This is a genomic window from Bariatricus sp. HCP28S3_D3 (assembly GCF_052065755.1).
Taxonomy (GTDB): domain Bacteria; phylum Bacillota; class Clostridia; order Lachnospirales; family Lachnospiraceae; genus Allocoprococcus.
This window is the reverse complement of sequence record NZ_JBQHTK010000017.1, coordinates 1-20,979: the sequence shown is the minus strand read 5'-3', so window position 1 is coordinate 20,979 and position 20,979 is coordinate 1. Positions and strand designations below refer to the sequence as shown.

Here is a 20,979-nt window from a genome sequence, read left to right as displayed (position 1 = left end):
GGAACAAGTAAACATGGGAACTTTCAAACCAATGCTGCTTACAACCCTGAAAGGCTATGACCGTTCACAGTTCATCAAGGATGTAACAGCTGGCATTATTGTGGCTATTATTGCGCTTCCGCTTTCTATCGCACTTGCACTTGCTTCCGGTGTGGGGCCGGAAGCCGGAATCTTCACCGCAATCGTAGCTGGATTCGTTATCTCTGCACTCGGGGGTAGTGCAGTACAAATCGCCGGGCCGACCGCTGCATTTGCAACCATCGTAGCCGGTATTGTCGCCAAAAGCGGCACCGACGGCCTCGCTGCGGCAACCATCCTTGCCGGAATCATTCTGGTCATTATGGGTATCTGCCATTTTGGCAGCTTAATCAAATTCATTCCATTTACAATCACTACCGGATTTACCGCAGGAATTGCCGTAACGATTGTCATTGGACAGCTCAAAGACTTCTGTGGTCTCACCTATCCGGAAGGCGTGAAGCCGATCGAGACTATGGAGAAACTGGAAGCATTTATCCAAAATATCTCTACCCTGAACATCCATGCCGTAATCGTCGGCCTCGTCAGTCTTGCCGTCCTGATCATCGCTCCATATTTTGCTAAGAAAATCCCGGGATCATTGATTGCCGTGATCGTCGGAATCCTGATGGTGAGATTCCTGCCTCTGAAGGTCAATACCATCGGGGATCTGTATACCATCAGTAACCGTCTGCCGTCATTCCATCTGCCGTCCATGAGCTTTGAAATGATACGCACCGCACTTCCGGATGCATTTACCATCGCAGTGCTGGCAGCCATTGAATCGCTTCTCTCCTGTGTGGTTGCCGATGGAATGATCAACAGCAAACACCGTTCCAATACGGAACTGATTGCCCAGGGCGCCGGCAATATGGCTTCTGCATTCTTCGGAGGAATCCCTGCAACAGGAGCCATTGCACGTACTGCTGCCAACATCAAGAACGGTGGCCGCACTCCGATTGCCGGTATGGTACATTCTATCACTCTGGTTTTGGTTCTTGTCGTCCTGATGCCATTCGCCGGAATGATTCCTATGCCGACAATCGCTGCGATTCTTTTCATTGTTGCATACAATATGTGCCAGTGGAGACCGTTTGTTCGTCTGGTAAAGACTTCCCCAAAGAGCGACATCGCAGTTCTTGTCATTACCTTTATCCTCACCATCGTCTTCGACCTTGTAGTTGCAATCGAGATCGGAATGCTTCTTGCATGTCTGTTATTTATCAAGCGCATGAGCGATGAGACAAGTATAAGAGGATGGACCTATGCAGATGACGACAGTGAAGAAGTAAATAGTCAGCTTCGCGTACTTCCGCGTGAGATCAGCGTTTACGAAATCAATGGTCCGCTCTTCTTTGGCGCAGCCGACTCCATCGAACAAATCATCTGCCATAGCAAAACCAAATGTCTGATACTCCGTATGCGCGGTGTTCCAGCATTAGACAGCACAGCCATGAACTCTCTGATCGATTTATGGAAAAAATGTAAAGAAGACAACATTACGATAATCTTCTCTCATGTAAATGAACAGCCTATGAATGCACTGAATAAAGCCGGCTTTGTGAAAATGGCCGGAAAAGAGAATTTCTGCAGCAATATTGAAGAATCTCTGGAACGCGCAGAAAAACTGATCCAAATATAAAATCTTTCCATTGAAAAAGCGGGCGATGTCATATGGATATCGCCCGCTTTTTCTCTATGCACAGCTTGAAGCAGATTCAAACTGAGAATTATATAGCTCGGCATAAAAGCCGCCTTTCGCAAGCAATTCTTCATGCCTTCCCTGTTCGATAATATCTCCGTCCTTCATCACCAGAATCAGGTCCGCATCCCGTATCGTTGAGAGACGATGTGCAATTACAAAGCTGGTTCTTCCCTTCATCAGGTTATCCATTGCTTTCTGAATCTGGACTTCCGTTCTGGTGTCAACAGAGCTTGTTGCCTCGTCCAGAATCAGAATCTTCGGATCCGCCAGAATCGCTCTTGCGATCGTAAGAAGCTGTTTCTGCCCCTGGGACACATTGCTCGCCTCTTCATTTAGTTCCATCTGGTACCCGTTCGGCAGAGTCTGTACAAACCGGTGTACATGTGCCGCTTTCGCGGCCGCTACCACTTCCTCATGTGTCGCATCCAGCTTGCCGTAGCGGATATTATCCTCAATCGTTCCGTTGAACAGCCAGGTGTCCTGAAGCACCATTCCGAACATTTCCCTGAGCTCACTCCTGTTGAAATCCCTGACATTATGTCCGTCAACCAGAATCGCTCCCTTATTCACATCATAAAAACGCATCAGCAGTTTGATCATCGTGGTCTTGCCGGCTCCTGTAGGACCGACAATGGCAATCTTCTGTCCCTGATGTACCTCAGCCGAGAAATCATGGATGATCACATGATCCGGATTATAACCAAATTGTACATGATCGAACGTGACATTTCCTTCCAGTCCCTCCACAGAAACCGGATGTTCCACAACCTGGTCCTCTTCTTCTTCTCCAAGGAATTCAAATACTCGCTCGGAAGCTGCCGCCGTAGACTGCAGCATATTCGCGACCTGCGCTACCTGCTGGATCGGTTGGGTAAAAGAACGCACATACTGAATGAAGGACTGGATATCACCCACTTCAATTGTTTTGCGGATTGCCAGATATCCTCCAAGGATCGAAACACCGACGTATCCCAGATTGCCGACAAACTGCATGATCGGCATCATCATACCGGAAAGGAACTGTGATTTCCACGCCGACTGATAAAGGATCTCATTCGTCTCATCAAAGGTTCGGATCACATCCTTTTCTTTGTTGAATGCCTTTACAATATTGTGTCCGCCATAAACCTCTTCCACCTGTCCATTAATATGTCCCAGATATTCCTGCTGGCTCTTAAAGAACTTCTGAGAATGCTTTACGATCGTAGATACAAATATCATAGAGATTGGAAGAATCAAAAGTGCCACGACCGTCATCAGTGGACTGATGCTCAGCATCATCACCAGAACACCAATGAGCGTTGTCACAGAAGTGATCAACTGCGTTGCACTCTGGTTCAGACTTTGGCTGAGCGTATCCACATCATTCGTCACTCTGGAGAGTACCTCTCCGTGTGTCGTCTTGTCAAAATATTTCATTGGCAGGCGGTTGATTTTCTCGGAAATTTCCTTTCTCATGCGGTATGTCATTTTCTGTGATATTCCTGTCATAATAAATCCCTGCAGGAAAGACAGCAGCGCACTTACCGCGTAGAGGCAGAGAAGCGCAATCAGTATCTTTCCTATTTTCCCAAAATCAATCCCGTCGCCTCCGGATATCTTGCTGATCAGTCCGTTAAAGATCTCCGTCGTCGCTTTTCCAAGAACCTTAGGACCCAATATACTGAAAACGGTACTTCCGATCGCAAATACCGCGACAAAGAAAATGCCGATTTTATATACACTCATGTAATTGATCAGTTTTTTCATAGTCCCGCCGAAATCTTTCGCTTTTTCCGTTGATTTCATCGGTCCGTGTCCTCCGTGTCTAGGCATGCGCCATCTCCTCCTTTCCGGTCGTTCCCATATCTCCCGCAAGTTCCTTCTCGGACAACTGCGAAGAAGCAATCTGATAATATGCATCACAGTTTTTCAAAAGCTCTTTATGTGTACCGATTCCCGCTATTCTTCCCTCATCCAGAACGATGATCTGTTCTGCATGGAGAATCGTGCTGATTCTCTGCGCCACAATAATAACGGTACTGTCCTGCGTCTTTTCCTTCAAGGCAGCCCGCAGCGTTACGTCGGTTTTATAATCCAGCGCGGAGAAGCTGTCATCGAAAATAAAGACATCCGGCTTCTTCGCGATCGCACGCGCAATGGACAATCTCTGTTTCTGTCCTCCGGAGACATTGGTTCCGCCCTGAGCGATCGGACTGTCATATTTTTTACGCTTCTCTTCGATAAATTCTGTCGCCTGGGCAATCGAAGCCGCCTCTTCCATCTCCGCCTTCGTTCCATCCGGATTTCCGTAAAGAATATTGGATTCGATCGTACCTGAGAACAGTACCCCTTTCTGCGGAACATATCCTAATTTGTCCCGAAGCTCATGCTGAGTGATTTCCCGGATATCGGTTCCGTCGATCAGGATCCTTCCGCCTGTCACATCATAGAATCTCGGAATCAGGTTGACGAGCGTAGACTTTCCGCTTCCAGTACTTCCGATGATCGCTGTCGTCTGTCCAGGTTTTGCCGTGAAATGAATATCATGAAGCACATCCTCCTCGGCCCCCGGATAGCGGAAGTTTACATGATCAAACACCACTTCTCCTTTACTTCCTGCAGGGAGTGTTTCCGGATTCTCTGGATCCTCGATTGCTGTTTTACTCGCAAGAATTTCATCTACACGATCTGCAGCGACCGCCGCTCTCGGGAGCATGATGGACACCATACAGATCATTAAGAACGACATGATGATCTGCATCGTATACTGGATAAATGCCATCATATCACCGACCTGCATATTTCCGTTATCGATTCCATGCGCCCCGTTCCAGACGATCAGAATCGTAATTCCATTCATGACCAGCATCATGACCGGCATCATAAATGTCATCGCACGATTTACAAACAGATTTGTCTTCATCAGATCTTTGTTTGCATTATCAAAACGCTTCTCTTCATATTTCTCCGTACTGAACGCCCGGATAACAGAAAGTCCGGTAAGGATCTCCCTCGTTACCAGATTCAGACGGTCCACCATGTTCTGCAAAATCTTGAATTTCGGCATTGCCACGATAAATAATACCAACACAAGCAGAAGTATGAGCACAACCGCAAGTCCGATGATCCATGACATATCGACATTGGTCCGGAATACCTTGATGATTCCGCCTGCTGCCATGATCGGTGCATACATTACCATCCTCAGTAACATAACGACCAGCATCTGAATCTGCTGGATATCATTGGTACTCCTTGTAATCAGGGATGCCGTTGAGAAATGGTCGAATTCCGCGTTTGAAAATCCGACTACTTTCTTGAATACCCTGCTTCTTAAGTCACGTCCGGTTCTAGCCGCAACACGGGATGCCAGAAGTCCCACCATCACACTGGCAAGCATTCCAAGAAATGCTAGGCCGATCATCTTCGCACCTGTTCTCAGAATATAGCTGTTCTGAATTTGTTCCGTATCCATTCCCAGCTTTTCATACACAGTCTTTATATAAGCCGTAGCTGCCTGCTCCACGATCGAATCCGGCATATCATCCATTTTTTCTGCAATCTGTGCTACCATCTCTTCTCTCTGATCCTCAGAGAGCATTCCCAAAATTTCGAACATATCCGCTTCATCAATCTTCTGCATCTGCGCTTCAATCTGCGCCTGCATTTCTTCCTGCTGTTTCTTAGCAAGCTCCGGATTTGCCTCAAGAGCAGCCTTCTCCTCTTCTGTCATCTGAGAGGCGGCTTTCTTTGCCTTTGCCTCCGCCTGTGACTGAATGGCTGCTTTCATGTTGTCCTTCATCGATACTTCCATCTGTTTGGTTGTATCGCTATCAGACTCAAATCCGGATACCAGCAGCATCGGCTGTCCCAGGATTTCCGACAATTCCTGCACTTCTTCCTTGTCTTCGGCAGCTGATTCCTTCAGAACATAAACACTGCCTTCACAGTCATATCCGGTATCCGCCGTCTTCAGCTCATACGCCTCCAGCACCCGTTCGCTATCCTCCCTGCTCATAAACAAAAGCAGCCTCTCCATCTCCTCTTCGGTAACAGCTTCCGGTATCTTCTCGTCAATTCCTCCCTGCTGAATTCCCACATTTACAATGTCAGAAGTATAAGAAGGAAGTGACAGATCGCAGGTTGCCTGAACAATCAGGAAACCGATGATAACAACAATGGTCACCGTATACGGTTTCAAATGTTTCAATAATTTTCTCATATCAACAACGATCCTTTCTTCTCGTTTTCACATATCCCTTTTCTGTCTGGTCCATATGGGGACATGTTTCCATTAATTCTTTCAGATTAATCTCCTTTACAGAAAAAAGATTTTCCCGCATCTGCAGCATCAAACGCCGGAGCAGCAGCTTTTCTTCTACACTCATATCCTTGAACAGTACCGCATCTGCCTGATCCGCAATTGTCATTAACTTCTCTGTGCATTCCATCCCCTTCTCCGTGATCTGAATATTTACGATACGCTGATCCTTCTTGTCCGGTCTGCGCTCCACATACTCCAGCTTCTCCAGCTTCTGGATCGCGACCGTCACAGACGGCGGCTTCACCCCGATATGATCCGCGATCTCACGCTGCGAGAGCGGCCCTGCTTTTCTAAGGAAAAGCAAAATCCCGGCGTGTCCCGGCTTGATCTTCAAAGGTTCTATCAAGTGAATAATATACTGCACATTCATATGAAACACCTGATGCATCAAAAACAGTAATGGTATGTTTTTGTCACAGCACATGCCGGTACTGTCGCCTTCTCTCCGTTCATCCTGATACATCATCTCACCTCCAATGCTTAGATGTCTAACGGTTATTCTATGATTTATGTACAGAAATGTCAATTGTATGAGAAAAGATTTTATACTTTTATTATAATTTCTGCGCATTATTTAATTAGATATTTAACTTTATCTTTATCCCCCAAAACAAAAAAAAGGTCCACCGGACCTTTTTTTACGTATACATCTTACATTTTCATATTTACAGATCCGCCAGAAGTGATCTCACATTCTCCTCCGTCGTAGCCCAGCTGGTACAAAGCCGGATTACGCTGTGCGTCTCATCATATCTCTGCTGATATGTCACACCGTATTTTTCACGGATCTTCTCAAGCTTCTCATCCTCGATCATAATAAACTGCTGGTTCGTCACGCTGTCCATAAAGAAAGAATACCCTTTTTCCTTCAACCCTTCCTTTAAAATCATCGCCATATCGATCGCATGCTTTGCAATCTCAAAATACAACCCGTCCCGGAACAGCTCCAGAAATTGAATTCCCAGAAGACGCCCCTTTGCCAACATACCACCCTTCTGTTTAATACAGTAGCGGAAATCCGGTTTCAACTGGGGATTCATGATCACAACTGCTTCCCCAAAGAGCGCGCCGATTTTCGTACCGCCAATATAAAACACATCGCAAATTTTTGCAATATCCGCAATTGTCACATCCGTCCCCGGAGCCATCAGACCATACCCTAGCCTTGCCCCGTCGAGAAACAGATACAGACCGCATTCCCGGCAGACACGCCCGATTTCTTCCAACTCACCTTTCGTATACAGGGTTCCAAGCTCTGTTGGATGGGAAATGTATACCATCTTCGGCTGCGCGATATGTTCGTGTGACTCATCGCTCCAGTGCAGATCATGCGCATTCCTAATCTGCTCAGCCGTGATCTTGCCATCCTTCCCCGGAAGTGCAAGCACCTTGTGTCCGCATGCCTCCACCGCACCGGTCTCGTGTACATTGATATGGCCGGTATCCGCACACAAAACGCCCTGATATGGTTTCAGAGCCGACGAAATAACGGTAAAATTCGCCTGCGTTCCTCCCACCAGGAAATGTACATCCGCTTCCGGCGCATCGCACACCTTTCGAATCGCTTCTCTTGCCGCCTCACAGTAAGCATCCTCCCCATAACCGGTAGTCTGCTCCAGATTCGTCTCCATCAATCTTTCCAGAATTCTGGGATGTGCTCCCTCTGTATAATCACTGTTAAATAATATCATGACTGTTCCTCCGTAAATTTTCCGGTAACCGCAAAGGCATGGTTCATCGGCCCGCTTCCGCTTCCCAGATCCAGCATGGCCGAAAGCGCACCGGAAATATATTCCTTTGCCCGTTCCACCGATGTATCCAGATCAAATCCCTTCGCCAGATTTGCCGCGATCGCACTGGATAAGGTGCATCCCGTTCCGTGGGTATTCGGATTATCGATCCTTCTGCCGCAGAACCATTTTATGCTTCCCTCCCGATAAAGCAGATCATTGGCATCATTCAGCTGATGCCCGCCTTTTAACAGAACTGCGCAGCCATATCTGCGGCTGATCACTTCTGCTGCAGTTACCATGTCTTCCTCCGTCTTCACCTGCATATCGGCAAGCACCTCAGCTTCGGGAATATTCGGCGTCAATACCGTCGCCATCGGAAGCAGTCTCTCTTTCAATGCGCCGATCGCCTCCTCACTGATCAGCCTTGCCCCACTGGTGGCAACCATCACAGGATCCACAACGATATTTTCCGCATGATACACTTCCAGCTTGTCCGCAATCGTTTCAATCAATGCCTTCCCGGAAACCATTCCGATCTTCACTGCATCCGGCCGGATGTCCGTAAAAACCGCATCCAGCTGTTTTCCCAGAAAATCAGGCGTCACTTCAATAATTCCCGTGACACCGGTCGTATTCTGTGCCGTCAAGGCCGTGATTGCACTCATGGCGTAGACCCCGTTGACCGTCATCGTCTTAATATCCGCCTGAATACCGGCGCCTCCACTCGAATCACTGCCTGCTATTGTTAATGCTGTTTTCATCTCACACTTTCCTTTCTGCTATCCCTGCTTATCGAAGAATTTCATATAAGAATCCGATTCCTCCAGAACCACATCCCCCAGAGACTTGATTTCTTCCCAGTCTTTTTTGCTGCTTTCATCATAGATCACAGTCACCTTAAACCCGCTCTGTTTCGCCGTTCTGACCGCATGAACAGCATCCTCGAACACCCAGGTCTCCTCCGGAGTACTCCCCAATGTTTCCGCTGCTTTCAGGAAAATATCCGGCCGCGTTTTCCCGGCGCCGACCTCTCCGCAGGAAAAAATCCTCAAAAAATAATCCCGAACCCCGAGACGTTCAAGTGCTGCTCCGGCAAGTTCCGCACTTCCCGAAGTGGCAACCACCATTTTCACATTCCTCTTCTTCAGTTCATCCAGAAGCACCCGGACATCCTTCTTAAATCCCGCTTTCTCCCGATAAAACTTCTCAACAAACTCTACAATCCCCGTAAGAATCTCTTCTGCCGTCTCAGGCATCTGATACTTCTCCTTCACATAAGCAGAACCTTCTTCCATGCTCATATGCATGATCGTATCAATAAGCCCATCCTCCGGAACAATTCCTTTCTTTCTCAGAAGCTGCTCAGTCGCCTCTTCCCAGATAGACATCGAATCCAGGAGTGTCCCGTCTACATCAAAAATCGCATATTGAATCACGCTTTCACCATCTCTTCCGTCCGCAGCTTCAGTTCTCTTGTCGCCGCTTCAATATCCTTTTTTGCAAAAATTGCACTGACAACTGCAACACCACATATTCCATTTCCCGCCAGTTCTGCCACATTTTCCTCTGTAATTCCCCCGATCGCCACAACCGGAATGTTTACTGCCTGGCAAATCTGCTTCAGAACCTTATGATCCATCTTCGAAGCATCTTCCTTGGTACTGGTGCCGAATACAGCACCGGAGCCCAGATAATCCGCCCCATGCTTTTCTGCCAGAAGTGCCTGCTCCACCGTCTTCGCCGTGACCCCGATTATCTTGTCCGGTCCCATTTTCGCGCGCACATCCTGCGCTTCCATATCACTTTGCCCCACATGAACACCATCCGCATCCACGGCAAGAGCGATCTCCACATTATCATTGATCAGAAGCGGCACATGATACTTTGCGCACACTACTTTCATCCTTCGGGCCTCTTCCAGAAACTCTTCTTCACTCAGATGCTTCTCCCGAAGCTGGATGCAGGTTGCCCCGCCTTTCAGGCACTTCTCCACCTGCTCCTCCAGAGTCTCTCCTTCATCAAGCCAGCTCCGGTCCGTCACCGCGTATAATAACAAATCTTTCTTATCCATTTTCTCTTTCCTGCCTCAGATCCAGTATTCTCTGATTCCTGCTTCCCCGAAATACCAGCGTAAGATCCTTCTCCGCTTCCACAAATGGTCCATCCACCAATACATCTACATAGGAAAGCATTTCCTCTGTTACATCGGTAAATACTTTTCCACCGGGAATCAGATCGACATCATACAAATATCCCGTATAACACCAGATATTCTTACCCGGATACGTTTCCCGGATACGCCTCAGCACATTTACCAGCACCTGCTGATTCTCCGGTTCAAAAGGTTCTCCCCCAAGAAGCGTAAATCCCTGAATATAATCCGGTCTCAGCGCTTCCAACAATTCCGCCAGCGTCTCTTCAGTAAATGGACTTCCATACGCGAAATCCCAGGTTTCCGCGTTAAAACAGCCTTTACAATGATGTCGGCATCCCGAAACAAACAAACTGACTCTGACGCCCGGCCCATTTGCAATATCGCATTCTTTTATATTCCCATAATTCATGACATATCACCTACAATTCTTTTTTCAAATTTCACAGTAATCAGTCTATGGATTATTATAAGCGAATCAGCCTGTATTTTCAAGCCATTCCTCCCCAGCGAAAGGGACCATTCTAATACATATTTTTCTCTTCACATAATTCAGCCGTCCGGTAAATGACGGAACGTGCTTTCCCCTTCTGTTTTGCTTCATAAAGAGCCCTGATTGAGTCAAAGATATAACAAGGCATTCCATCACAGTCAGTAATGAAATGCCTTATTTGAAATTAATAATTATGATTCGATATCGTATACTTTATCTTCTCAATAACACCGCATTATTTATTGCTGCATTTTTCTCTTTTAGGGTATAAAATGATTCTTTCTCTCCGGTTTCTAAGTCATAACCTATAATTTCCGATTCATATGAAATATAATACACTTTCCTATTTTGCATGGAAATCAGTTTATCTATCTTTAAATCCTCAAAGATAGTCGATTTCTGGGATTTTCCATTTTTCAGTTTGTACCAATCTCCTATTTGATAATAAATGTCACCAGAAGAATCTAATACAATTGCTGTCATATATCCCGCCTCTACATCTGCAATCTTCTGGATTCTTTCTGTTTCTAAATCCATCTCATAAATCGTATTCACACCAAAAGATTCTTCTCCCATATTATTTGCCATCTTCTCATCAAATTCCGACTGGGAATATGTATTGAATACAATTTTCTCTATATCAGAATTGTAATTCACCTGCCATACAAATGCATCCTCATCCTTCAGCAGCCTGCATATTTCTCCATTTTCAAGCTTAAACAAGCCCATCGCCCTTGTTCCATTTTCAACAGCTACAAGATATACTCTGTCTGCAAATGGGAAAATATAATTAACGGCAAATAAAGAATCTGTCAACCGGTTCCCGTTCAAACTTCCGCACTTCTTTCGATAAATCTCATCATCGCCTGCTCCATCTTCTCGGTATGTGTAATATACCTCATCCTTTGAATCTAAGTATACAGTCAAAGGATATTGGGAGGTGTAAGGAATCTTCGACTTTTCATCTATCGTCTTCGTCTCAAAATCAGAAATATAATTATAAGTATTCAACTTATTTCCTTCTTCTTTTGTGACGGTAAATGAAAAATAATAAGGTGATTTCTCTTTTTGCTTTTCCAGTTGTTCTTCTTCACTCTTCCCTTTCAGCACCTGCGACTTTGTACATCCAGGCAAAATTACCATACCTAAAATCATAAATAGCAGCATCTTCAAAAAATATCTTTTTTTCATAGTACAATTCTTTTAATCATTTCTTATTTACAAATGCAGCACCCTGTCCTTAATCTCCTGTGTACGTCCCTGATTCCAGAACTGCGTTCCGATATATCCACAGGTTCTTCTTGCCACAAAGAGCTTATCCTGATTGGTATTACCACAGTTCGGGCATCTCCAGATCAGTTTTCCTGTCTCATCTTCTTCGATCTGGATCTCCCCGTCATATCCGCAGCATTCGCAGAAATCACTCTTGGTATTCAGTTCCGCGTACATAATATTGTCATAAATAAATTTCATAACTGTAAGAACTGCCGGAATGTTATTCTGCATGTTCGGAACTTCCACATAGCTGATTGCCCCGCCCGGTGATAATTTCTGGAAATCAGATTCAAATTTCAGCTTCTGGAATGCATCGATCTGCTCGGTCACATGAACATGATAACTATTCGTAATATAATTCTTATCCGTTACACCCGGAATGATTCCAAACCGGCGCTGCAGGCATTTTGCAAAGCGGTAGGTTGTAGATTCCATCGGTGTTCCGTAAACAGAATAACTAATATTTTCTGCCTCTTTCCACTCTTTACATTTATCATTCAGTCTCTGCATAACAGCCAGTGCAAATGGCTTCGCCTCTGGATCTGTATGTGATTTGCCGAGCATGCGCACGCACATTTCATAAAGTCCTGCATAACCCAACGAAATCGTTGAATATCCGTTATAAAGCAGTTTGTCGATCTTCTCTCCCTTTTTCAGTCTGGCCAGTGCTCCATGCTGCCAGAGGATCGGAGCCACGTCTGAAACGGTACCAAGCAGACGTTCGTGGCGGCAGCGGAGTGCTCTGTGGCAAAGTTCCAGTCTCTCATCCAGGATTTCCCAGAATTTATCCATATCCCCTTCGGAAGAACATGCAACGTCTACAAGATTGATCGTCACAACTCCCTGATTAAATCTTCCGTAGTATTTGTGGCTTCCATCCGGATTGCGCTGAGAATCTTCTACCGTCAGGAAAGAACGGCATCCCATACAGGTGTACACATCGCCCTGCTTCAGTTCTCGCATCTTCTTTGCGGAAATGTAATCCGGAACCATACGTTTTGCGGTACATTTTGCTGCCAGTTCTGTCAGATACCAGTACTTGGATTCTTCTGTGATATTATCCTCATCCAGCACATAGATCAGTTTCGGGAAAGCCGGAGTGATCCAGACACCCTTCTCATTTTTAACTCCCTGCATACGCTGGATCAGTACTTCTTCAATGATCATCGCAAGGTCATCTCTGGTCTGTCCTTCCGGGACCTCATCCAGATACATGAACATAGTCACAAACGGTGCCTGTCCGTTACAGGTCATCAGCGTGATCAGCTGATACTGGATCGTCTGGATTCCGCTCTTCACTTCCTCACGGAGACGACGCTCTGTCACTTTTTTGATGATTCCTTCATCCAGTGATTCACCGGATTCCATTCTCTCCTCAATCACACTCTTACGGATTTTCTGACGGCTCACATCCACAAACGGTGCCAGATGAGACAGTGTAAATGACTGTCCGCCATACTGGTTGCTGGCTACCTGTGCTACGATCTGTGTGGTGACATTACAAGCAGTAAAAAAGCTGTGCGGTTTCTCAATCATCGTTTCGCTGATCACCGTTCCGTTCTGAAGCATATCCTCCAGGTTGATCAGATCACAGTTATGTTCCTTCTGTGCAAAATAATCCATATCATGGAAATGGATGATTCCTTCTTCATGTGCACGTACAATCTCTTCCGGCAAAAGGACACGGCGAGTCAGATCCTTACTTACTTCTCCTGCCATATAATCTCTCTGTGTCGAATTGATGACCGGATTCTTATTCGAATTTTCCTGCTTCACTTCTTCATTCATGTGTTCCAGAAGAGACAGAATTCCATTATCTGTAGTATTGGACTTACGAGTCAGTTCTCTCTTATAACGATAGCGCACGTACTTCTGCGCCACCTCATACCCACGCATCTCCATAATTCCGGTCTCTACCATATCTTGTATATCTTCCACATGAACAGCATGTGTCATCTCTTCTGCCTTCTGAGCAATGGTATCTGCGATCGCCAGAATCTGATGCTGATTCATCTGATGAATCGGTGCAATCTCCTGATTAGCCTTCTCAATCGCATTCACAATCTTAGTCTGATCAAATGATACTTCTTCCCCATTCCTCTTGATAACCCTTGTTTTTACTACTGTATCCATATATTTCTCCTTACCTTTAACCCCTATCAACATCTACCAAATGTTGCGTCACTTTTGCGTTTCTCCACTATATTTGGTGGCTACGTTATCTATCATACACCAATCCATGGCAAAATAAAAGAGCAAATCGCCATATTTTTAAAATTCTTCATTTCCACATTTTTTCAGAAAATTGCAACTCTTATCTTTGAATCAAAAATAATTTCTGCCAATTATATCGGTGTCTACCAACGTACATATACAACTCAAGAACTTCGAAATGAAATACATTATTTTCTGATTATCTTAATTCAGCTTAATGACCAAGCCGATATACTAGTATAGCGAATACAGCAACAAATTGAAAACAAAACGTAATACTCCCCAACCACTACGTTCTAAAACAAAATAATTACAGATTAGCACGTAAACCTCAACTTTCACTCCCATTATTTTTTTACTTCCCGGCACTCTATTTTCAAAGATATTGATTGACAAATATTACAAACTATGGTATAAGAATACAGTGTGATTTCACGCAAATCAATTCAATACATAGGGGATTGGTCAAATGGTATGACAGGAGTCTCCAAAACTCTTAGCGGGAGTTCGATTCTCTCATCCCCTGTTAAAAATCTAGTAAAAGAAAGGCTTTTCGTATGCCTACTAGAAAAAGTTAACACGAAAGTTAACACAAGAAAAAAGCAATGTTATGTGTACAAAACAATTTGTATTCATACCATTGCTTTTTTATTTGTCTTGTGCCATAGTTTTAGAAAATATCATTATATCTTCTATTTGACAATCTAAGATGTTACACAAGACATCAACTGTGTGTGTTGAAATATATTGATTCTTTCTCATACGTGATAATTGACCTGCTGATACATGAAAATCTTTTATCAACTTATATTGTGAAATGTTTTTTGATTTTAATGTTGTCCAAAATGGGTCGTAAGTTATCATAAGGCAAATCCTCCTACTTGCATAATACCCATATATTGGCTATAATAATATTAGCCATAATCGGCTAATATTTTAATAAAACAAAGGAAGAGAGGTTTTGTTTATGGAATTATTTGCCACCTTGTTATGTATGTGTTCAATGTTTGCAGGATTCATTTTTATAATTATGCTTATTGTAAACAAAATAAGGAAAAAGCCTAAAAAGAAACTTTATTCTAAAGGCTTATTGATTTCTGTAGTTGTTTTCGTTGTAAGCATTGTATTGTTTGCAGTATTTGAAACACCAGAAAGCAGGGCAAAGTATGAACAGCAACGACTTGAAGAGCAAAAAGAGCAAGAGAAAGAAGAACAGGCAAAAAAGGAACAAACAGAAAAAGAACAATCCGAAAAGGATAAAAAAAAGAAACCAGAAAAAAAGGAAGAGGAAGAGAAAAAGAAGACAGAAGAAAAACCGAAAAAAGAAGAATCAACTAAACAAACCAAAGAAAGTACGGTTTCCGAGGACAAGACAACAAAAGATTCAACAGAGGAAGCCATAAAGGAAAAGATTATAAAAGTTGTGGGAGAAGAAAATTTGGAAACGTTTAACTATGTTCCAGATAACAATTTTGCATTGATAAAATTTAAAGGCAGTGAAAACTTAACCTCTAAAATGACAGTAGAAGGAATGTATATGGATATTGCTAACATTTTAAAAGGAATCCAAGAGGACATAGATGTTAATGTTGATATTAATGTTACTTATCCTTTACAAGATTCATATGGAAATATTGAAGAGGATATTGTTATTAAAGCAACTTTCAACAACGAGACAATCAAAAAAATCAATTTTGATAATTTTCTTTCTAAGAATATTCCATCTATAGCAGATGAATGGTGGAATCATCAAGCATTAACCTATTGATATATAGGATGAGAAAAATGCCCCTAGAATCTCAAAATACGAGGTCACAGGGGCATATATAAACAGGGCATAGAATGAGAAAAATATACAGGGCAAAATTTCATTAAATTTTTTATGTTTCTACTTGACGAACAATTTTTGTGCATAGTATAATATTATTATAAAATATAGAACAACTAGAACAACTAGAACAACAAATCAATTGTTGTTATTCTGAACAAATCAAGTCCAAAGGTCGGACATATAACAACCCAGTGAAGAATTAATTGAATAAATTATATAAACACAGTTGCTAGGGCAAAAGTGACTCTTGTTTATGTGGTGTGCTGTTTCCAGAGTAATGCACGTAACGTATCTCTATAAAAAGACCACACGATAAGTTTCACTTTGTTTGTTCTCATAGTTCAGCCCATGTAGTAACCGTATTTGCCATACATTTTTACTACATGGGTTTTATTATGGCGAAAATTGCAGAAAGGGGTGAAACATGAGAACAAGGAAAAATGTGTCTATAGGAATTGATGGTATTACTTGCATTGTCTCCGGGTGTCTCGTTCCTTGCGAAACAAAGTTCCCGGAAGATTCTGACAAACCATTAATAAGATTAATACCAAAATACAGTACGACAGAAATTGGAATTATTTTACCTAGGGCGATACGCCAAAACAATAACATTGGGTTCAGAGTTAGTGACACAAAGATGCTCTTAGATGTGGTTCAAACAATAAATAGAGCGTTGAAAACGATGATTTCCAGAGATTGGAGCGAGTTGATTGTGAAACAGATTGAGGTTGCTTGTACTGTTGATATGGGATGTGTAGACGAACTGACAGTTGACAGCATAATGAGTTTTATGAGCAGAGTTTTCTTGCAAGTGGACAGACCGAGCAAAGAGCGCAATATTAAAAACAGTGTTAGAACAAAGCCTATTATGAAGTATGTTACAGGCAAAAGAAGAAACGGTCACACATTTTTGAAGGATGAAGTAACAAAATCATTTGAAACATCCATTTGCACCAACAGGCGTTTGAAATTTAAATGCTACTCAAAAGGTGCGTTCTCTGAATTTGGTGGAGACACCTCTATTTTTCGTTTAGAGGGTGTCTACTGTGAGCGTGGAATAATACACGTGCTAAAGAAAAAAGATGGTTATATTACGCTCCAAGACGTGCTAAAGCAAGATGCAATAAGAAAGTTCATAGACCAGTTTAAAGTAGACTATGCAGAAATTGTGTTGCCACAGATGAGAGGATTCTTAAAAGAAGCAGAACAACTTATGTTCGACCAATTACATCATTCCAGTGCCTATAATGCTCTTCTAATCAATAGAGATGTTGTTTATGATATGAGAATTTACCGCAAAGCACTGAAACGATACTATAAAGAACAAAACAAATCAGATGGAGCATACAGGAAAATGCTTTCTTCTGTAACAAAACGGATGCAGGGGGAAGGTATTGATATATCAGATAGGGTAATTGTCATACTAGAGGACGTATCAAGCGCAATGAAAATTAGCGATACCGATTAGGTAACAAATTCAGTATTTTGCGTGGGAGGAAAAATCAAAACAATCCAGTGTTTTACTAATGTTCTTGGTAATTCGTGAATATCGGTTTATAAAGCCATTATACATACAATGCGAGGTGATAAGATGATACAGACCAAACAAAACAAACGAGGGAGACCTGTTCTAGATGAGCAACAGAAAATCGACAGAGAGATTCTGAGACGTTTATTTCTGTCACACACACCAGAAGCACTTGAAACGATCGTTAGCATTATGCGTCACAGTATGGACAGCACATCACGATTAAAAGCCAGCATGTTCATTCTCAACAAAGTTCTCCCAGAGGGCTTTGTACTCGAGGATGAAGTACAACGAAACATGGTAGTTCACATTGTGACAAAGGATTCAGAAAAAGATGGATTATCTTACGAAGAACAAACAAAACTTATCAAAGAGGTTGAAAATGAGCCAGATACAGAAGATGATGACTGGGGAGATGAAATATATACCCCCTAGAGATAACAACCCTCTAAAAGGCAGATAAAAGCCACAGAGGGCAAAGAGAATGGAGGGAATTATATAATGAGTTTAGCAGAGCGAGTTTACAACAATAATAGAACCAAACATAACATGACCAGAGAATCTACTGAGGATAAAGCCTACAGACTAGCGAGAATGTATAATAATATCTTACGTAACATTGAAAAGGTATCTGATGCAAAAACATTCTTACAGGTAAGAAATGAAATCAGCGCATATGCACATGAAGCAGGTAAAGAGTCTGTAGATGTGGCAAGGTTGAGAACAAAATTGGATAACAGATTAAAGAAGGTCACAGAAGAGTTAAACGCTTCTATTAGCACATCAAATATAGAGATTGATAAAATTAAGAGTGATAAGTTCGAGGAATTGCCTGAACAATTGCAGGAGTTGACTACGCAAGCGGAACACAGAATGCTACAATTCCTTATGCAAATGGGTAACACTAACGATGGTGGCGTAGGAAATCGCAGGCGTGTAGGGAACTGGATTAAGGATGCAACAAGAGTTGATGCTCTGGCACTTATGAAGATTGCTACTCTTCCACAATATGCAAATTCATTTACAGCGAAACAAAAGCAAATTATTGTAGAGAAAAGTAAGAATCCAGCAGAGATAGTATTTGAACAAAACAAAGCGTCTTTACTTGCCGAAAAGGGTTCAGAACTTGGAAAGCTGTACATGAAAGCCTTTAATCTAAGGAACATACAGAAGAAAATAGGCAATGAAGAAAACAACTACTATTTTAATGATGATGAGGAGGAATAAACCATGATAGACGAAAAACAGAACACGACAGAACATTCTGATACTGATGCACTGGCATATTATAGAATTGTGACTAATGCGTATAAGATGCGCCATAAATGCAGAACATGGATTTTCAACAAGATATTGAAACATATGCTTAGTAAAATGAAAGAGGAATGTTCAATCTTCTATCTCATGCAGGCAGTAAAAGAAAACAGACATTAATTTTTTTACCCTTATCATATTCATAACTTAAAAGTATTGACACCGTTTCAAAAGCAATGTAGAATAGAAGTATGCAAAGGTGTCAATACTTAGTGTCATAAGTGGAGGGCAAAAAATTAATGATTTATGGATATGCAAGGGTAAGTACAAAAGGACAGGCTAAAGATGGAAACAGTTTAGAAGGACAAGAAACAGTATTAAAAGAAGCAGGTGCAGAAATAATTTTTTCTGATGTGTTTACAGGAACAAAAGCGCACAGACCGGAATTAGACAAACTACTATCCCAAATAAAGGAAGGGGATAAATTGATTGTAACAAAACTGGATAGAGTTGCAAGAAGTGCAACACAGGGAATTGAATTAGTCAATTCATTGTTAAACAAGGGTGTTACTGTCCATATCTTAAATATGGGAATTATGGACAATACACCAACAGGAAAATTAATCAGAACAATAATGTTGGCTTTTGCAGAGTTTGAAAGAGATATGATTGTTGAACGAACACAAGAGGGAAAAGCCATTGCAAAACAAAACCCTAATTTTACAGAGGGCAGACCCAAAAAATTTGGTAGAGAACAGATTGAACTTGCTCTATCCTTGTTGGGAGAAAACAGTTACAAGCAAGTGGAAGCAAAAACAGGAATTAGTAAAAGCACACTGATTCGTGCAAAAAAAGAGCGTGTAGGAAAATCTTTATCAAAACATAACAATACAAAATAAGCGATTATAAGAATCGCACATAACAAACAGTGAAGGAGTGAAACTATGAGAACTTATGTAGATGATGGATAAAACGGAGTTGGCAAAATGAAAACAGAACATAACATTATTTCTATTGCAGAATTCATTTCTAATGATGAATTATTGGATTTTGCAGTAAAAAATGATAACATAGATTTGGTAGGCATACGAAATGAATATGAGAACATGAAGAGAGAACAATATTTAGAACAGCATAATCATACCGTATGGCAATCAAACGATGGTAAATGGAGAACTTATCTTGACGATGTAAACAGCCCTAGAGGGTATGTTTTAAAGGTAAGGACAACAGAAAAGGCTATTAAGGATTTAATTATCAAGTATTATAAGGATAAAGAGTTAAACCCTTACATAGACCAAGTATTTAATGAGTGGAACAATCAGCGGTTATATTTTGGAGAAATCTCAAAACAATCACATAATAGATATTTAAATGATTTTAAAAGATTTTTCCCAAAAGATTGCCTATTAAGACAGAAGAAATTCAGACAAATAACGGAGAAGGACATTGAGACGTTTATAAAAACAACTATTCACGAAAAGAAACTTTCATCTAAAACCTATAGCGGATTGCGAACAATTATACGTGGTATCTTTAAGTATGGAAAGAAAGAAAACCTAACCACAATAAGCATAACCACCTTTTTTGGCGATTTAGAATTGTCACGCAGAGCCTTTACAAGAAAAGTTGTTGATAAGGAAAGCGAAGTGTTCAACGAAAATGAAATTACTATTGTAAAGTCGTATTTGCAAAAAAGGGGAACAATCCGAGATTTGGGAGTGCTATTAGCATTTGAAACAGGTTTGCGAGTTGGAGAATTGAGTGCACTTAAAAAAGAGGATATAATTAAAAGTAGGAAGTGTATTCACATTCAGCGTACGGAGATAACATATAAAGACCCAGAAACAAATGAGCGTATCTGTGAAGTGAGAGACTTTCCTAAAACAGAAGCAGGAGATAGGTATCTAATTATTCCAGATTCGGCGATAGCGATTTTGGATGATATACTTATACAAAGCGCAAGCGGTGAATATTTGTTTTCAGAACATGGAAAGCGTATCCGTTCAAATGCTTTTAATAGGCGATTGACTAGAGTATGTGACGATTTGCATATCAAACATAGGTCAATGCATAAAATCAGAAAAACGTATGGTACTACCCTATTAGATGCAGATGTTGACGAAAGTACTGTTGCTGAACAAATGGGGCACTCGGATATTGCGACCACTAAAAGATTTTACTATCGTAGCAACAAGAATGATAACACGAAGTTTGAGCAAATCAGCAAAGCGTTATCGTGTTAATTCTTAACACAAGTTAACACAAAAACAAACTATCGAAAAGTACAACAAACATTGAATTTACAGGGATTACAAGAGATTTGATAAGATTTATTTAGCGGTTCGATTCTCTCATCGAGGGCGTAAATAGTTTTGTGTCTATGAAGGCTGAATCCTTCTGATTAAGAATTAGATATGTAATATTTTGCCGTCGAATTTATGGATTTATTGTTGTCGAATTTATCTTT

19 protein-coding genes and 1 tRNA gene are annotated in these 20,979 nt (G+C 42.0%); 9 read left to right on the top strand and 11 right to left on the bottom strand.

The genetic code is table 11. The features are described from left to right. Positions 1–13: 13 nt before the first annotated feature. Positions 14–1,660, top strand: coding sequence for a SulP family inorganic anion transporter (locus tag ACTNB3_RS11075; RefSeq protein WP_441025681.1), 1,647 nt, complete (start codon positions 14–16; stop codon positions 1,658–1,660). Between the two features lie 54 nt (positions 1,661–1,714). Here the strand turns inward: ACTNB3_RS11075 and ACTNB3_RS11070 are convergent, their stop codons facing one another. From ACTNB3_RS11070 to nrdD, 10 genes are all read right to left on the bottom strand, one after another. After that, on the bottom strand, positions 1,715–3,538 hold the full coding sequence (locus ACTNB3_RS11070; RefSeq protein WP_427807412.1) for an ABC transporter ATP-binding protein: 1,824 nt from the start codon (positions 3,536–3,538) through the stop codon (positions 1,715–1,717). Then, on the bottom strand, positions 3,531–5,927 hold the full coding sequence (locus ACTNB3_RS11065; protein WP_441025678.1) for an ABC transporter ATP-binding protein: 2,397 nt from the start codon (positions 5,925–5,927) through the stop codon (positions 3,531–3,533). The genes ACTNB3_RS11070 and ACTNB3_RS11065 overlap by 8 nt, the downstream gene beginning before the upstream one ends. A gap of 1 nt (position 5,928) precedes the next feature. Next, positions 5,929–6,495, bottom strand: coding sequence for a MarR family winged helix-turn-helix transcriptional regulator (locus tag ACTNB3_RS11060; protein ID WP_441018099.1), 567 nt, complete (start codon positions 6,493–6,495; stop codon positions 5,929–5,931). A gap of 199 nt (positions 6,496–6,694) precedes the next feature. Further along, positions 6,695–7,720: a threonine aldolase family protein gene (locus ACTNB3_RS11055; RefSeq protein ID WP_441025675.1), complete on the bottom strand. Its 1,026-nt coding sequence runs from the start codon at positions 7,718–7,720 to the stop codon at positions 6,695–6,697. Then, on the bottom strand, positions 7,717–8,523 hold the full coding sequence (thiD, locus tag ACTNB3_RS11050) for a bifunctional hydroxymethylpyrimidine kinase/phosphomethylpyrimidine kinase (protein WP_427820227.1): 807 nt from the start codon (positions 8,521–8,523) through the stop codon (positions 7,717–7,719). Before thiD ends, ACTNB3_RS11055 begins: the two co-directional genes overlap by 4 nt. Positions 8,524–8,541: 18 nt before the next feature. After that, the gene (locus ACTNB3_RS11045) at positions 8,542–9,198 is read right to left on the bottom strand and encodes an HAD family hydrolase (protein WP_441018103.1); all 657 of its coding nucleotides are present in this window, start codon (positions 9,196–9,198) and stop codon (positions 8,542–8,544) included. Beyond that, positions 9,195–9,833 carry a thiamine phosphate synthase gene (thiE, locus tag ACTNB3_RS11040; RefSeq protein WP_427820229.1) on the bottom strand — a complete coding sequence of 213 codons (639 nt, stop codon included), beginning with the start codon at positions 9,831–9,833 and terminating at the stop codon, positions 9,195–9,197. The genes ACTNB3_RS11045 and thiE overlap by 4 nt, the downstream gene beginning before the upstream one ends. Then, positions 9,826–10,326 carry an anaerobic ribonucleoside-triphosphate reductase activating protein gene (nrdG, locus tag ACTNB3_RS11035; RefSeq protein WP_427820230.1) on the bottom strand — a complete coding sequence of 167 codons (501 nt, stop codon included), beginning with the start codon at positions 10,324–10,326 and terminating at the stop codon, positions 9,826–9,828. Before nrdG ends, thiE begins: the two co-directional genes overlap by 8 nt. Positions 10,327–10,620: 294 nt before the next feature. Next, positions 10,621–11,598 carry a hypothetical protein gene (locus tag ACTNB3_RS11030; RefSeq protein ID WP_441025671.1) on the bottom strand — a complete coding sequence of 326 codons (978 nt, stop codon included), beginning with the start codon at positions 11,596–11,598 and terminating at the stop codon, positions 10,621–10,623. Between the two features lie 27 nt (positions 11,599–11,625). After that, on the bottom strand, positions 11,626–13,815 hold the full coding sequence (gene nrdD, locus ACTNB3_RS11025) for an anaerobic ribonucleoside-triphosphate reductase (protein ID WP_427820232.1): 2,190 nt from the start codon (positions 13,813–13,815) through the stop codon (positions 11,626–11,628). A 536-nt stretch (positions 13,816–14,351) separates the two neighbouring features. Between nrdD and ACTNB3_RS11020 the strand changes: the two genes are divergently transcribed. Further along, a tRNA-Trp gene (locus ACTNB3_RS11020) sits at positions 14,352–14,422 on the top strand. Between the two features lie 122 nt (positions 14,423–14,544). Here the strand turns inward: ACTNB3_RS11020 and ACTNB3_RS11015 are convergent. Then, positions 14,545–14,760: a helix-turn-helix domain-containing protein gene (locus ACTNB3_RS11015; RefSeq protein ID WP_025642401.1), complete on the bottom strand. Its 216-nt coding sequence runs from the start codon at positions 14,758–14,760 to the stop codon at positions 14,545–14,547. A gap of 103 nt (positions 14,761–14,863) precedes the next feature. Here ACTNB3_RS11015 and ACTNB3_RS11010 point away from each other — a divergent pair, with 103 nt between their 5' ends. From ACTNB3_RS11010 to ACTNB3_RS10980, 7 genes are all read left to right on the top strand, one after another. Continuing rightward, the gene (locus tag ACTNB3_RS11010; protein ID WP_441025668.1) at positions 14,864–15,664 is read left to right on the top strand and encodes a hypothetical protein; all 801 of its coding nucleotides are present in this window, start codon (positions 14,864–14,866) and stop codon (positions 15,662–15,664) included. 487 nt (positions 15,665–16,151) lie between these two features. Continuing rightward, complete coding sequence (locus ACTNB3_RS11005) at positions 16,152–17,195, top strand: hypothetical protein (RefSeq protein ID WP_441025665.1); 1,044 nt, start codon at positions 16,152–16,154, stop codon at positions 17,193–17,195. Between the two features lie 123 nt (positions 17,196–17,318). Then, a complete protein-coding gene (locus tag ACTNB3_RS11000; RefSeq protein ID WP_441025662.1) occupies positions 17,319–17,690 on the top strand; it encodes a hypothetical protein in 372 nt (123 codons plus the stop codon). 66 nt (positions 17,691–17,756) lie between these two features. Continuing rightward, positions 17,757–18,482, top strand: coding sequence for a hypothetical protein (locus ACTNB3_RS10995; RefSeq protein ID WP_441025659.1), 726 nt, complete (start codon positions 17,757–17,759; stop codon positions 18,480–18,482). 3 nt (positions 18,483–18,485) lie between these two features. Next, positions 18,486–18,689, top strand: coding sequence for a hypothetical protein (locus ACTNB3_RS10990; protein WP_025642392.1), 204 nt, complete (start codon positions 18,486–18,488; stop codon positions 18,687–18,689). Positions 18,690–18,808: 119 nt separating this feature from the next. Continuing rightward, positions 18,809–19,408: a recombinase family protein gene (locus ACTNB3_RS10985; RefSeq protein WP_441025656.1), complete on the top strand. Its 600-nt coding sequence runs from the start codon at positions 18,809–18,811 to the stop codon at positions 19,406–19,408. A gap of 87 nt (positions 19,409–19,495) precedes the next feature. After that, the gene (locus ACTNB3_RS10980) at positions 19,496–20,755 is read left to right on the top strand and encodes a site-specific integrase (protein WP_025642389.1); all 1,260 of its coding nucleotides are present in this window, start codon (positions 19,496–19,498) and stop codon (positions 20,753–20,755) included. Positions 20,756–20,979: the final 224 nt, after the last annotated feature.

Bases quoted from the DNA above. Each gene is read 5' to 3' on its own strand.
- ACTNB3_RS10985 (WP_441025656.1), top strand. From the start codon at position 18,809: ATGATTTATGGATATGCAAGGGTAAGTACAAAAGGACAGGCTAAAGAT.
- ACTNB3_RS10980 (WP_025642389.1), top strand. From the start codon at position 19,496: ATGAAAACAGAACATAACATTATTTCTATTGCAGAATTCATTTCTAAT.
- ACTNB3_RS11005 (WP_441025665.1), top strand. From the start codon at position 16,152: ATGAGAACAAGGAAAAATGTGTCTATAGGAATTGATGGTATTACTTGC.
- ACTNB3_RS11010 (WP_441025668.1), top strand. From the start codon at position 14,864: ATGGAATTATTTGCCACCTTGTTATGTATGTGTTCAATGTTTGCAGGA.
- ACTNB3_RS11030 (WP_441025671.1), bottom strand. From the start codon at position 11,598: ATGAAAAAAAGATATTTTTTGAAGATGCTGCTATTTATGATTTTAGGT.
- thiD (WP_427820227.1), bottom strand. From the start codon at position 8,523: ATGAAAACAGCATTAACAATAGCAGGCAGTGATTCGAGTGGAGGCGCC.
- ACTNB3_RS11060 (WP_441018099.1), bottom strand. From the start codon at position 6,495: ATGATGTATCAGGATGAACGGAGAGAAGGCGACAGTACCGGCATGTGC.
- ACTNB3_RS11065 (WP_441025678.1), bottom strand. From the start codon at position 5,927: ATGAGAAAATTATTGAAACATTTGAAACCGTATACGGTGACCATTGTT.
- ACTNB3_RS11000 (WP_441025662.1), top strand. From the start codon at position 17,319: ATGATACAGACCAAACAAAACAAACGAGGGAGACCTGTTCTAGATGAG.
- ACTNB3_RS10990 (WP_025642392.1), top strand. From the start codon at position 18,486: ATGATAGACGAAAAACAGAACACGACAGAACATTCTGATACTGATGCA.
- ACTNB3_RS11055 (WP_441025675.1), bottom strand. From the start codon at position 7,720: ATGATATTATTTAACAGTGATTATACAGAGGGAGCACATCCCAGAATT.
- ACTNB3_RS11075 (WP_441025681.1), top strand. From the start codon at position 14: ATGGGAACTTTCAAACCAATGCTGCTTACAACCCTGAAAGGCTATGAC.
- ACTNB3_RS11070 (WP_427807412.1), bottom strand. From the start codon at position 3,538: ATGCCTAGACACGGAGGACACGGACCGATGAAATCAACGGAAAAAGCG.
- nrdD (WP_427820232.1), bottom strand. From the start codon at position 13,815: ATGGATACAGTAGTAAAAACAAGGGTTATCAAGAGGAATGGGGAAGAA.
- ACTNB3_RS11015 (WP_025642401.1), bottom strand. From the start codon at position 14,760: ATGATAACTTACGACCCATTTTGGACAACATTAAAATCAAAAAACATT.
- ACTNB3_RS10995 (WP_441025659.1), top strand. From the start codon at position 17,757: ATGAGTTTAGCAGAGCGAGTTTACAACAATAATAGAACCAAACATAAC.
- nrdG (WP_427820230.1), bottom strand. From the start codon at position 10,326: ATGAATTATGGGAATATAAAAGAATGCGATATTGCAAATGGGCCGGGC.
- thiE (WP_427820229.1), bottom strand. From the start codon at position 9,833: ATGGATAAGAAAGATTTGTTATTATACGCGGTGACGGACCGGAGCTGG.